Below are 12350 nucleotides of genomic sequence, written 5' to 3'. Positions count from 1 at the left end.
GGCGCGGCGAAACTGCGCGAAAGCCTCTTGCATCTGTCGCATGGGGGGCCCGTCCAAAGCCGGGCCCTGCTTCCCCTGCCAACATGTCAAAACGAGGGCTTTTCACGCGGCATTCCGACCCTAACCAAACGCTAATCATGGTTAAGGCGAGGTTACCAAAGGGAAATTTGGAGACGGGAAATGCCGCCGGCGGAGGGGATTGGCGGGTTCCGCAGGTGAATGGATTCGGCGATTGGTGGGGTGATGCCGGGCGCCTCCTCCCCGCGTCGTCCCGGCGAAAGCCAAGATTCATAACCACCGCATTTGATTGTAAACGGGATCGTGACTCGAGCGCCGGGCAACGGCTGATACTTGGGGTAATGGGTCCTGGCTTTCGCCAGGACGACGTGGATGGTTCTCGCGCGATACGACGCACGGTCATTGCGTACTTCATCTCGGTGTCATCGCCCGGCTCGACCGGGCGATGACAGTGGGTGGGGACGCACCGCCATCCCCCGTCATTCCGAGGCACCACCAACGGGTCGCGGGAACGCGCGCCCGATGACAGGCTCCGGTCTGAGCCCGGAATCCATTGAACCGCAGAACAAGTGGTGGAATGGATTCCAGGCTCTCGCTTCGCGAGCCCTCAGGTGCGCAATTGCGCACCGGGGAATGACGAGCAGAGGAATCCGCCTCAGGTCAAATGCCTGACGATCGCAAGCCCGGCGAACAGACCCGCGATCGACAACGCCACCGAGCCCGCGACATACAGCACGGCAAGGCCGAGCTCGCCGCGCTCATAGAGCAGTGCGGTGTCGAGCGAGAAGGCGGAGAAGGTGGTGTAGCCGCCGAGGATGCCGGTCATCAGGAACAGCCGCCAAGGCTGCGAGGCCTCGCCCTTGAAGGCGAGGTAGCCTGCGATCAAGCCCATCACGGTCGAGCCCGTGATGTTGATGATGAAGGTACCGTAGGGAAACGCGGTGCCGATGCAGCGCGCGCAAGTGACATTGATCAGGTGGCGCAGCGTCGCGCCGAGGCCGCCGCCGAAGAAGACGAGGAGATAGCTTGCCGCGTTACCCACCAATGCCCCCGCTGGTGTGTCGAGAAGCTCACAATACGCGCCGCTCAAAAGCTCACCCTCCCCTCGAGGGGGAGGGTCGGCTCGCATGAAGCGCAGCGGAATGCGAAACGGAGTGGGGTGATCTCTCAACGCGGACAGTGTCGCGCGTGGATAGACCGTCACCCCACCCCGCCGCACATTTCATTCGCGTCGACCCTCCCCCTCCAGGAGAGGGTAAGAGGGTCGAGCCGAATTGCGATCTGCGCTCAGCCGGCCTTGCCGAACAGCTCGTCGACGTAATCCCAGTTGACGAGGCTGTCGACGAACGCCTTCAGATAGTCCGGGCGGCGGTTGCGGTAGTCGATGTAGTAGGAGTGCTCCCAGACGTCGACGCCGAGGATCGGCACCGCACCATGGACCAGCGGGTTCTCGCCGTTCGGGGTCTTGGCGATCTCAAGCTTGCCGCCCTTGACCTGCAGCCAGGCCCAGCCGGAGCCGAACTGGCCAACGCCGGCGGCGGCGAAGTCGGTCTTGAACTTCTCGAAGCCACCGAGGTCCTCGTTGATCTTCTTCTCCAGCCGGCCGGGCAGCTTGCTGCCGCCGCCATTCGGCTTCATCCACTTCCAGAAATGGATGTGGTTGTAATGCTGACCGGCATTGTTGAAGACGGCCGCGTTCTTGCCGAACGAGCCCTTCACGATCTCCTCGAGGGACTTGCCTTCGAATTCAGTCCCCTTGATCGCGTTGTTGCCGTTCGTGACGTAGGCCTGGTGATGCTTGTCGTGGTGAAACTCCAGCGTTTCCTTGGACATGTAGGGCGCAAGGGCGTCGTGGGCGTAGGGCAGATCGGGTAGCGTGAAGGTCATGGGGTAATGTCCAACAGAGGGTGGGAGACTACACTTAACGGGTCCCCCTTATAGAAGGTTCCACGGCGGAGAAACACCGCATTTTCGGATCGTGTATGACAGATCGGCGCAGCCGAGGACCAAGACCAGGGACCCGAGACGATGAGCATCGAAATCGACATTCTCAACGGAGATGCGTCGTGGCGGCGCGCCGAGCCGCTGCTCCGGGCGGTCTGGAGCCCGGATATCATGGAGAAGAAGCAGTGGGCGGACACCAAATGGGCTCACGCGGATTTGCGCGTGCTGCTCGACGCGCCCGACGACAGCGGGCTCGCCTGCCACGTCGGTATCTATTTCCGGACGATCACCTGGAATGGCCACAAGGTGCATGTCGCCGGCATCGGCGGGGTTGCGACCCGCGAGGACTGCCGGCGGCGCGGCTATGCGTCACTCGCGCTAGATGCCGCCGTGCACACCATTCGTGCCAATGACGCGGTGAAATTTGCAATCTTATTCTGCGAGCCGCACAATTTCGCATTCTACCAGGCGCGCGGCTGGCATCCCTTCGCCGGCGAGGTGACTTGCGAACAGCCCTCCGGGCAGATCCGCTTCGAGGCCATGGCGCCTTTCGTCAACGACATCGTCCGCGCGCCACGCCAGGGCAAGATTGACCTATGCGGCTTGCCGTGGTGACCCCTGCGCGAGCGCGGGTGGCCTGCGTCAGCCCCGCGTCGTAGCATGTTGACCGTCATTTATTGATTCCGAGTCCGAACAATTGACGTCGAAGAGTGCCGCATCGGCAGTAGGCCCCCTCTCCCGCTTGCGGGGGAGGTGAAGGCAATCAGCGCATGACCATCGATGCCTCGATCGACGACATCAACCCGGCCGCGGCCACGCCTGCGGTACCGGTCGATCATTTGTTGACGGCGCCGATCCTGCCGACGCTGCTGCGGCTGGCGGTCCCCAACACGATCGCGATGTTCGGCTCGACGCTGGTCGCGGTCGCCGAGACCTCCTATATCGGCCGGCTCGGCACCGAGCCGCTGGCCGGCATCGCGCTGGTGTTTCCGTTCGCGATGCTGACGCAGATGATGTCGGCCGGCGCGATGGGCGGCGGCGTCTCGTCGGCGATCAGCCGCGCGCTCGGCGCCGGCGACCGCGACCGCGCCGCCGACCTGGCGCTGCATGCGGCGATCATCGGCGGGTGCGCCGGATTGTTCTTCACCGTGATGATGCTGGGCTTCGGCCGCAACTTCTATGCGCTGCTCGGCGGCCGCGGCGGCGTGCTCGAACAATCGATGCATTACTCTCAGGTGCTGTTCTCGGGCGCAGTCTCGATCTGGCTGGTCAACACGCTCACCTCCGTCGTGCGCGGCACCGGCGACATGCGCGTCCCCTCGATGACGCTGATCACTGTCTCGACGATCCAGATCGCGGTCGGCGGCGTGTTCGGTCTCGGGCTGTTCGGCATGCCGAGCCTCGGCATGCGTGGCGTTGCCGCGGGCCAGCTCACGGCTTTCACGTGTGGTGCGATCTTCCTCGCCTGGTATCTCGCCTCTGGCCGCAGCCGGCTGAAGCTCGACTTCGCCGCCTTCAGCTTTCAGCGCGCGATGTTCCTCGACATCCTGAAAGTGGGCGCGATCTCCTGCCTGTCGCCGCTGCAGAGCGTGCTGACCATCCTGATCTTCACCAAGATCCTCGCAGGCTTCGGCACCGAGACGCTGGCCGGATACGGCATGGGCTCGCGGCTGGAATTCCTGCTGATCCCGATCGCATTCGCGGTCGGCGTCGCCTCGGTGCCGATGGTCGGCATGGCTGTTGGCGCGGGCCTGGTGACGCGGGCCCGCAACGTGGCGTGGATCGCCGGCACGGTTGCCGGACTTGTCGTCGGAATGGTCGGACTCGTGGTCGCACTCAAGCCGACGCTGTGGATTGCGCTGTTCACCACCGATCCCGGCGTGACCGCCGCAGCCTCGTCCTATTTCGCGCTGGCCGGCCCGGGCTTCGGCTTCTTCGGCGTCGGCGTCTGCCTGTATTTTTCCTCGCAAGGCGCGGCCAAGGTCGGCGGGCCGGTGCTGGCCGGGACCATCCGCCTGCTGCTGGTCGGCATCGGCGGCTGGTGGCTCACCACCGCGAGCGCACCCGCGTGGACGCTGTTTGCGCTGGTGGGAGGTGCGATGGTGGCATTCGGCCTCGCGACCATCGTGTCGATCAAGCTGACCCGCTGGGGCTAGACCCGGAGGGCCGGGGCTCGCGCTGCGCATGCGGTCACGACAAGGCACCGCCACCCTTCCGAGCCTTGCCGGAGCATGGCGGCCTCGGAAAAAAGCTGCAAAATTTTCCGGATCGTGCCCGCCTGATCGCGCGATTATTACATTGCAGAAATCTTTCGACTTGTTATGCAGGCCGACCTCTTGGGGAATACGTCATGGCCTGCAAATTCCGATTCGTGATCGCAATCATTGCGACGGCACTCGCCGTGCCTGCTGCGCATGCACAGGGCGCGCCCGAGCCTTTCGGCGTCTGGCAGACCCAGGCGGGCGATGCCCGCGTCAAGGTCAGCAAATGCGGCGGCGGCATCTGCGGCGTGGTGGTGAGCCTGCGCGACCCGATCGATCCGATGACCGGCAAGCCGCAGGTCGACAACAAGAATCCCAATCCGTCGCTGGCCAACAGGCCGATCATCGGACTGCCGCTGTTCTCCAGCATGCAGCCAGTTGCCGCGGGCAAATGGTCGGGCCAGATCTACAATGCCGACGATGGCGGCACCTATGCGAGCAGCATCTCGGTGACCAGCGAGAGCACGCTGCGCGTCGAAGGCTGCGTCGGCGCGCTATGCGGCGGCGAGACCTGGACACGCGTCGGGCGGTAGGCAAGTAGAGGCCGCAAATGAGCTGCGCTCCCTCGCCCCGCCCTTGCGGGGAGAGGGTTGGGGTGAGGGGCTCTATCCGCGCAGCCTTGTCTGAATTGTAGCCAGGACACCCTCAATATTGCCGAGAACATCGTTGTTCCAGAAGCGAAGTACGCGATATCCCTCGTCAACCAGATAGCGGTTACGGATCGCATCTGCTGCAGACTCCGCATGCTGACCGCCGTCGACCTCGATAACGAGCAGCGCCTCGCGACAAACGAAATCGCAAATGTAGTTTCCGACGGGGACCTGCCGCGCGAACTTGTAGCCATCGATCTGACGATTGCGGAGGCGCTTCCAAAGTGCGATTTCCGCATCGGTTTGATTGGCGCGCAGTCGTCTCGCGAGTCGGATAGATACTTCCTTGCGGCCACGCATTGCCCTGGCCCTCACCCGGAAGCCACGCGATGCGTGGCTTCCGACCTCTCCCCGCAGAAGAGCGGGGAGAGGTAAAGAGTCCTTACACCGCGCGCGTCTTCAGCACGGTGGCGGCCGAGGCGTAGCCGCCGCGGGCGCCGTCGATGAAGTGGACATGGTCGGCGCGCATCACCGACGGCGTGAAGCAGGTCATCATCGCGGCATCCTGCTCGTGCAGGCCATAGCGCACGATGCCCTGCCCGGCGGCGGCGACCAGGCGCTGCTCGAGCTCGGCGGCAAGCTCCGGCGTGCAATCCAGGATCATGCGCAGGCCGTCGTCGAACTTGCGGAAATCTGAGTTCTCGACCACCTGCTGCAGATAGAGCTGTGGCGCGAACGTGCCGACCTTGAGGCCGAGCCGAAACACGACAAAGGCCCAGAGCGCAAAACCGAGCACCGCGGCGCGCCGCATCGCCAGCGGTCCGCCGAACCGCTTGGCGCGCGCTTCGTATTCGATGCCCTGCGGCGGAAAGCGCAGCGGCGGGCCGCCCGGCGGCACCGGCCGTCCCGCGTCGGGGCTTTTCTCGATCCGCACGACGAGGTCTTCGATCACCTTGCGGAAGGCGGCGGGATCGGCGTCCTTCGCCGGCAGCACCAGCACCGAGAGGATGACGCCACGCGCCGACGGCATCACCTCGAAGCGGCAGGACAGGCCGGACAGATCGGGCTGTGTGCCCTCAGGCGCCGGATCGAGCGCGAACTCGCCGCGCTTCATCGCGGCATCGGCAAACGCAAGACCGCCGCCGGAGAACATCGCATAGGACAGATTGGCCGACGGACCGAAGCGCGCGACGCGCACGTCAGCCCCCGCGGCGCGGATCGCCGCGATCGGCACCAACGCCACCCGCAGCACCAGATCGAGATCATCGCGCACCCAGCGTGCCGTCGCGGCGAGTGCCTCACGCGCCCTGTCGAGATCGGCGGGCGCGACCGCGAAGCTCGCGCCGTCGCCGCCGAACACGAACGGAAATTCGCGGCCATCTAGCGCATTGGTGACGGCGGCGACCACCGCGGCACCGGCCATGTTGACCGCCTTGTAGCGCTGCGCAGCGATCGCCTTGGTCGACTCGACGATATCGGCGACGCCGACCGTCCAGTCGTCGGGCAACGGCGCATACAGCGCCGGATCCATCAGGCGCGCGAAGCCGCGAAACACCGGAATGCCGCCGTAGAAGATCTCGCTGCCGCCAGCCATCGCAACGCCGTGCTGTTTCCACCTGTCACGACACTCTCTAGCAGATACGCGGCTGGTTGGGACCGGGTTTTAGAAGCGTCGCCCGGATGGAGCGAAGTTCCGTCATCCTGAGGTGCGAGCGCGGCGAGCCTCGAAGGATGCACAAGCGCCGGTGTGCGGCGCCGTCAGCTTGCGTCGCTTGCGAAACCGTAGCCCGGATGAAGCGCAGCGAAATCCGGCGGACCTCGCGACTACGGCAGCGTGCTGGTCCCGTCATGCTGAGGAGGCCGCGCAGCGGCCGTCTCGAAGCATGACGGGATAAGAGGGCTACGAGTGCCCCTACTTCCCCAAGCCCCGCAGCACGAGCTGGTTCAGGCGGCTGGCGAATGCGGCAGGGTCGTCGGGCATCTCGCCGTCGAGAATCTGCGCCTGCTCGAACAGCAGGAGCGACAGATCCTTCACCTGCGCGGTGTCAATCGCGAGCGCGGCAACCAGCGGATGGCGCAAATTGATCTCGAGAATCGGCTTGGTGATCTCGCCGCGGTTCTGCTGGGCGAGCAGCCGCTCCAGCGCGCGGTCGCGCGCATCGCCGCCGGCGACGAGGCACGATGCGCTCGCGGTCAGCCGCTGCGAGGCGCGGACATCGGAGACGCGCTCGCCGAGCGCATCCTTGATCACGGCGATCGTGGTCGCGGCATCGGCAGCGGGCTCGTCCTTCTTATCCTCGGACTTGTCGTCGACCAGCGGGATCAGGCCGAAATCGACGTCGCCCTGGCTCAGCGACTTCAGCGGCTTGCCGCCGAACTCGAGCGGCGCCGAGGTCCAGAACGCATCGACCGGATCGGTCAGCAGCAGCACCTCGATGCCACGCGCGCGCGCCGATTCCAGCTTCGGGTTCGACTTCAGCCGCTCGACGCTGTCGCCGACCAGATAATAGATCTCGGTCTGGTTCGGCTTGAAGTCGTCGACAATCTGCTTCAGCGAGCGCTTCTCGCCCGACGTCGTGGTGAAGCGCGCCAGCGCCAGGAGCTTCTCGCGGCGCTCGAAGTAGCCTCCCACAGGCCTTCCTTGATGACCGGGCCGAACGCGTCCCAGATTTTTGTGAAGGTCTCCGGCTCCTTTTCGCCGAGCTGCTCCAGCTCGCCGATCACGCGGCTGGTGACGGCCTTGCGGATCTGCGCGAGCTGCGGATTGTTCTGCAGCATCTCGCGCGAGATGTTGAGCGGCAGATCCTCGCTGTCGATCACGCCGCGGATGAAGCGCAAGTACGCCGGCAGCAGCTCGGCATCGTCAGCAATGAAGACGCGGCGAACATAGAGCTTGACCTTGCCCTTGCGCTCGACCTGGAACAGGTCGAACGGCTTTTGCGACGGCGCGAACAGCAGCACGGCATAGGACTGCCGGCCCTCGGCGCGGTAATGCAGCGTCATCGCCGGCTCGTCGAACGCGCCCGCGATCTGCTTGTAGGCCTGCGCGTAGTCTTCAGACGTCAGCTCGGATTTCGAGCGCTGCCACAGCGCGCTCGCCGAGTTGATCTGGCGCGGCTCGCCCTCCTCCGGCACCAAGAGGATCGGAAACTGGATGTTGTCGGAATATTCGCGGACGATGCGCTCGATCTCGTAAGCCTCGAGATATTTGGCGGCGTCCTTCTTCAGATGCAGCACGATCTCGGTGCCGCGCGTGACGCGCTGGGCGGCCTCCTCGCTCGCCGGCGCGATCTCGAAACCGCCGCCGCCTTCCGACGACCATACCCACACTTCGTCAGAGCCGGCGCGGCGGCTGGTGACGACGATCTTCTCGGCGACCATGAAGGCGGCATAGAAGCCGACGCCGAACTGGCCAATCAGGTTGGCGCCGTCCTTGGCCTCGGTCAGCTTCGACAGGAACGATCTGGTGCCGGAGCGCGCGATGGTGCCGAGATTGTCGATCAGCTCCGCCCGCTCCATACCGATGCCGGTATCGACCACGGACAGCGTATTGGCCGCCTTGTTCGGGACGATCCTGATCTCCGGCGGCGTGCCGTCGGTGATCAGGCCGGGATTGGCGATCGCCTCGTAGCGCAACTTGTCGCAGGCGTCGGATGCGTTCGAGATCAGTTCACGCAGGAAGATATCGGTCTCGGAATAGACCGAATGCACCATCAGGTGCAGCAATTCGGCAACCTCGGCCTGGAACGGCTGGGATTCGGCGGCGGCGATTGTGGTCATGCGGAAACTCGGGCAAACGGTAAGTGGCGGGAAAGCCCTGATATAGCGTGATCGCGCCGTCTGGCAAGACGAGCGGGGGGAACCCGTCAGTCCGAGATCGCCGCGAGATAGCGCTCGACCGAACGGTCGAACGCCGCCCTGGCATCGGAGGCGATGTTCTTGCCCCACCAGGCGCCGTAGATCCGATCATACGCCAGCGGCTCGACCGTGCGCGCGATACGGCGGACTGATGAAGCGTTGAGCGGGATGTAGTTCGGGTAGGAATACATGAAGCTGACCGAGCGGCGGTCCATCGCGACCATCGCGATGTCGCCGGTCAGGAGCGCGCCGCGCCCGTCCGCCCCCTTGCGCCAATGCAGCATGGTGGCGCCGGCGAAATGGCCGCCGCCGCGCGCCAGCAGGATATCATCGGAGATGCGATGGCTGTCGCCTTGCCACGGCACGATCGACCGATACGGCCGCGTCACCCATTGCGCATCGTCGCCGTGCAGATAGACCGGCGCATCGTTAAACGCGGCGCTCCAGTCGGCGACCGCGCCATAGTAATGCGGATGCGAGATCGCGATCGCCTTCAGCCCGCCGAGCGACCTGACATGCGCGATCGCCTCGGCGGTCGCGAGCGGCACGCAGTCCCACATCACGCAGCCGCCGCGATCCGGCACCAACAGCGCGCGCTGCCCGATCGCAAATGACGGCTCGAGCGCCAATCCAACCAGGCCAAGATCGTCGCGCCAGACCAGCCGATGCCGCTGCGCGAGCTCCTCGCGCGTCAACCACGCCTGCCCGTTCCAGTTCACATATTGCCGCTCGTCCTCGCAGATCGGGCAGGACGGTGGCGGCGCCGCGGTTTCGGGAAATTGCGCGCCGCATTGTTCGCATGTCCAGAGAGGCATTGAGACCACACGCGTTGGGGTGAAGCTGATCCCCTGATCTACGTCAGCAGCGCAACGCGTTCAATGCTGGCGCCCCAGTTCCATGTGCATCTCCGCTGGCGCTGCGCCGAACTTGCGGCGGAACGCGCGATGGAAATAGGACAGATCGTTGAAGCCGACCGTATAGGCGATGTCGCTGACCTTGCGGTCGGCGCCCTGCGCGTGCAGCAGCAGCCGGCGCGCCAGCAGCAGGCGCTGCTCGAGAACATATTCCGAGAACGTGGTCCCTTCGGACGCGAACAGGCGTTGCGCCTGGCGCGTGCTCAGCGCATTCGCCCTCGCTATGGCCTCGATCGTGAGCTTGCCGCTGTCGAGATTCTTCAGGACATCGGCTTTCATCAGATCGAGCCGCGCCTTCGCTACGCCATCGCGTGCGGCGAGTTCCTTCTGCTCGGCACTGCTGCCGAGCACGAGGCCGACCAGATCGGCAAGATGATGCGCCGCCGCCTGCTGGCCCGGCGCGTCGAGATCGCCGGCCAGCTCGGTGCAGAGCGTGGAATAGCGCTCGATCATCGCGCTCAACGCCGGATCGCGCCCGAGCGGGCGCGCCAGTTGCGTCTCCGCTATGGGGGTGACCTGGAGCAGGAGGCGCCGCGGAAACCGCGTCGTCGTAAAGCTGCCGGACTGGGTGAGATCGGCGGTGCCGACGATGTTCATTTCGGTGAGGCACATCTGGCCGCGCTTGAGCTCGATCGCCGTGCTGCCTTGTGTGACCTGCACGGTGCCGCGGGTCGCGAGGATCAGCACCAAATCGTCGCAGCCGTCGCTCAGAAGCGCGCCGGTGCGGGCAAAACGGGCCGAGCCGCCGCGCGGCGTCGCGATCGCGACCGTATGCAGCAGCGTGAACTCGTTATGGCAATCGATGCGGTTGTCGTCAGTTGGTCCGACGTCGAGCCGGCAGAAGCCGCGGCAGATGCCCTCGCGCCAGGCCTCATAGGCCGGCCCTTTCGCCAGCCCGTGATGGAAGATCGAGAACCGGTTGGGCACCTGTGTCTCGGACATGATCCGTGCTCCGAAAGCGCGATCGATCGAAACGAAGCGACGAACGATCGCGTTCTTCCCGGCGTGCGCATGTCGTTCCTGTCCCTACGCTTGGCGCGACGGTCCACGACTCCGGCGGGGAGCCTGATACCACTCCGCCGATTGACGGTAAAGCTATTCACGAGATGCAACCCTATGATGCAAGGCGCGAAAGCCGGGAATAAAACGGCGCAGCAGTTTCGTGACGCCGCCCTGCCGTGGCTCGACGATGCCTATGCGTTCGCTCAGGTGTTGATGCGAACCGAGGCGGACGCCGAACAGGCCGTGCAGGACTGCTATCTGCGCGCACTGCGCCAGTTCGACGGCTTTCGTGGCACCGCCATCAGGCCGTGGTTGCTCGCGATCCTCAAAACCGTCTGCCAGGAGAAGGAGTCCCGCCGCTCCGGTGCGCCGCTCGCGCCGGCATCTGAGGCCGAGCCGCGGCGCGACTCCCCGACCATCCGGCAACTCGTCGACGAACTGCCCGCACCACTCGGCGAGGTCATCGCCCTGTGTGACGTGATCGATCTCTCCTACAAGGAGATCGCCGAAGTCACCGGCGTTCCCGTCACCACCGTGATGTCGCGGATCGCGGAGGCCCGCGGCCTGCTGCTCGCGGCGCGGCGAGCAGCGCAACCGCCCCAGGAACCACCGGCTGCGAGGCCCGCGGGCGGTGCGTCGAAACTGACGGTCTACCGCGCGAACGCCTGTTGAACCGCCGAGGATTCGGTCACGCCGTTGGCGATCAGGAGTTGAAGCAGCACGCGCGCCTTCTGTGGATTGAGATCGAGCGAGACCGCAAAGTCGAGCTTGTCGTCCTCGACCTCGACGTTGCGGTTGACATAGCCCGAGCCGACCCGGGTCGAACGCACCACCACGACACCCTGCTTCGCCGCGGCGGCAAGCGCATCGATCGCGCCCTTTGATGAATTGCCGTCACCGACGCCGGCCAGCACGATGCCCTTGGCGCCGCGCTTGACCGCATCCTCGACCTCCGCGGCATCCATGTTGGCGTGCGAATAGATGATGTCGACCCGCGGCAACGGCGGCGCATCCGGCAGCTTCCACTTGGCCGCTTTGACCGGTGCGGCCGGTTGCAGGAAGCGGAGCGAGCCGGTGTCGACATAACCGACCGGACCGGCATCGGGCGAACGGAACGTCTCGACGCTGGTGGTATTGGTCTTCTGCACCCAGCGCGCGGCATGGATGGTGTCGTTGAGCACCACGAGCACGCCGCGACCGCGGGATTCCGGCGCCGATGCGACCCGCATCGCCTCGTAGAGATTGGCCGGACCATCGGCCCCGATCGCAGTGGAAGGTCGCATCGATCCGACCAGCACGACCGGCATGTCGGTATCCAGCACGTTTTGCAGGAAGAACGCCGTCTCCTCCATCGTGTCGGTGCCATGCGTGATGACGACGCCGTCGACTTCCTTGTTGTCAACAGCCGCGCGGATGCGCTTGACGAGGTCGAACCAGACCTTGTCATTCATGTCCTGCGAGCCGATCGACGAGATCTGCTCGGCCGAGATCTGGGCGAGCTTGTCGATGCCCGGAATGGCGGCGATCAGGTTCGCTGCGCTGACCTTGCCCGAATCATAGGCATTGCCGGCGCGTGCATTGGCCTGGCCCGCGATGGTGCCGCCGGTGCCGAGCACGAGCACCCGCGCCAGCGCGCCGCCGGCGGGCGACTGCTGGGCAATGGCCGGCGACGCAAGCCCGATCACAAGGGCTGCGGCAACGCCGATGATGATGCGTACGGAACGAGCCGATCGAAGCGAGTGCGGCGTCATTTCTTCCCCCAG

The 12350-nt window shown here is 65.2% G+C and carries 11 protein-coding genes and 1 pseudogene; 4 read left to right on the top strand and 8 right to left on the bottom strand.

Features of this window, described 5'->3' with window-relative positions:
• Positions 1-673 precede the first annotated feature (673 nt).
• On the bottom strand, positions 674-1060 hold the full coding sequence (gene crcB, locus ACVWW1_RS36285) for a fluoride efflux transporter CrcB (RefSeq protein ID WP_456659199.1): 387 nt from the start codon (positions 1058-1060) through the stop codon (positions 674-676).
• A gap of 245 nt (positions 1061-1305) precedes the next feature.
• Positions 1306-1905, bottom strand: coding sequence for a superoxide dismutase (locus ACVWW1_RS36280; RefSeq protein ID WP_021078629.1), 600 nt, complete (start codon positions 1903-1905; stop codon positions 1306-1308).
• A 141-nt stretch (positions 1906-2046) separates the two neighbouring features.
• Between ACVWW1_RS36280 and ACVWW1_RS36275 the strand changes: the two genes are divergently transcribed.
• The 3 genes from ACVWW1_RS36275 (at position 2047) to ACVWW1_RS36265 (ending at position 4756) form a co-directional block, all read left to right on the top strand.
• Positions 2047-2577, top strand: coding sequence for a GNAT family N-acetyltransferase (locus ACVWW1_RS36275; protein ID WP_456659198.1), 531 nt, complete (start codon positions 2047-2049; stop codon positions 2575-2577).
• A 155-nt stretch (positions 2578-2732) separates the two neighbouring features.
• Positions 2733-4118 (top strand): MATE family efflux transporter, encoded by a 1386-nt coding sequence (locus tag ACVWW1_RS36270; protein ID WP_456659197.1) that lies wholly within the window; start codon positions 2733-2735, stop codon positions 4116-4118.
• 194 nt (positions 4119-4312) lie between these two features.
• Positions 4313-4756, top strand: a complete 444-nt coding sequence (locus ACVWW1_RS36265) for a DUF2147 domain-containing protein (protein ID WP_207833292.1) — start codon at positions 4313-4315, stop codon at positions 4754-4756.
• A gap of 72 nt (positions 4757-4828) precedes the next feature.
• Here ACVWW1_RS36265 and ACVWW1_RS36260 read toward each other — a convergent pair whose 3' ends face one another.
• The 5 genes and pseudogenes from ACVWW1_RS36260 to ACVWW1_RS36240 form a co-directional block, all read right to left on the bottom strand.
• Positions 4829-5173 (bottom strand): endonuclease domain-containing protein, encoded by a 345-nt coding sequence (locus tag ACVWW1_RS36260; protein WP_456659196.1) that lies wholly within the window; start codon positions 5171-5173, stop codon positions 4829-4831.
• Positions 5174-5255: 82 nt separating this feature from the next.
• Positions 5256-6407, bottom strand: a complete 1152-nt coding sequence (locus ACVWW1_RS36255; protein ID WP_456659195.1) for a DUF3095 domain-containing protein — start codon at positions 6405-6407, stop codon at positions 5256-5258.
• Between the two features lie 318 nt (positions 6408-6725).
• Positions 6726-8593 (bottom strand): annotated as a pseudogene (gene htpG, locus ACVWW1_RS36250) (molecular chaperone HtpG).
• Between the two features lie 86 nt (positions 8594-8679).
• Positions 8680-9486, bottom strand: coding sequence for an MBL fold metallo-hydrolase (locus ACVWW1_RS36245; protein ID WP_456659194.1), 807 nt, complete (start codon positions 9484-9486; stop codon positions 8680-8682).
• 60 nt (positions 9487-9546) lie between these two features.
• Positions 9547-10527 carry an AraC family transcriptional regulator gene (locus ACVWW1_RS36240; protein WP_456659193.1) on the bottom strand — a complete coding sequence of 327 codons (981 nt, stop codon included), beginning with the start codon at positions 10525-10527 and terminating at the stop codon, positions 9547-9549.
• Positions 10528-10701: 174 nt separating this feature from the next.
• Between ACVWW1_RS36240 and ACVWW1_RS36235 the strand changes: the two genes are divergently transcribed.
• A complete protein-coding gene (locus ACVWW1_RS36235) occupies positions 10702-11259 on the top strand; it encodes a sigma factor-like helix-turn-helix DNA-binding protein (RefSeq protein ID WP_456659192.1) in 558 nt (185 codons plus the stop codon).
• Here the strand turns inward: ACVWW1_RS36235 and ACVWW1_RS36230 are convergent.
• Positions 11238-12338 (bottom strand): asparaginase, encoded by a 1101-nt coding sequence (locus ACVWW1_RS36230; RefSeq protein ID WP_456659191.1) that lies wholly within the window; start codon positions 12336-12338, stop codon positions 11238-11240. The two genes, ACVWW1_RS36235 and ACVWW1_RS36230, sit on opposite strands and share 22 nt — an antisense overlap.
• Between the last annotated feature and the right edge of the window lie 12 nt (positions 12339-12350).

It is taken from the genome of Bradyrhizobium sp. JR3.5, assembly GCF_054057015.1.
The sequence above is the reverse complement of the archived record's forward strand: the minus strand, read 5'-3'. Positions and strand labels throughout refer to the sequence as shown.

Coding starts and splice junctions, on each gene's coding strand:
- ACVWW1_RS36255 (WP_456659195.1), bottom strand. CDS start 6,407: ATGGCTGGCGGCAGCGAGATCTTCTACGGCGGCATTCCGGTGTTTCGC.
- ACVWW1_RS36270 (WP_456659197.1), top strand. CDS start 2,733: ATGACCATCGATGCCTCGATCGACGACATCAACCCGGCCGCGGCCACG.
- ACVWW1_RS36240 (WP_456659193.1), bottom strand. CDS start 10,527: ATGTCCGAGACACAGGTGCCCAACCGGTTCTCGATCTTCCATCACGGG.
- ACVWW1_RS36265 (WP_207833292.1), top strand. CDS start 4,313: ATGGCCTGCAAATTCCGATTCGTGATCGCAATCATTGCGACGGCACTC.
- ACVWW1_RS36260 (WP_456659196.1), bottom strand. CDS start 5,173: ATGCGTGGCCGCAAGGAAGTATCTATCCGACTCGCGAGACGACTGCGC.
- ACVWW1_RS36245 (WP_456659194.1), bottom strand. CDS start 9,486: ATGCCTCTCTGGACATGCGAACAATGCGGCGCGCAATTTCCCGAAACC.
- ACVWW1_RS36275 (WP_456659198.1), top strand. CDS start 2,047: ATGAGCATCGAAATCGACATTCTCAACGGAGATGCGTCGTGGCGGCGC.
- ACVWW1_RS36235 (WP_456659192.1), top strand. CDS start 10,702: ATGATGCAAGGCGCGAAAGCCGGGAATAAAACGGCGCAGCAGTTTCGT.
- ACVWW1_RS36230 (WP_456659191.1), bottom strand. CDS start 12,338: ATGACGCCGCACTCGCTTCGATCGGCTCGTTCCGTACGCATCATCATC.
- ACVWW1_RS36280 (WP_021078629.1), bottom strand. CDS start 1,905: ATGACCTTCACGCTACCCGATCTGCCCTACGCCCACGACGCCCTTGCG.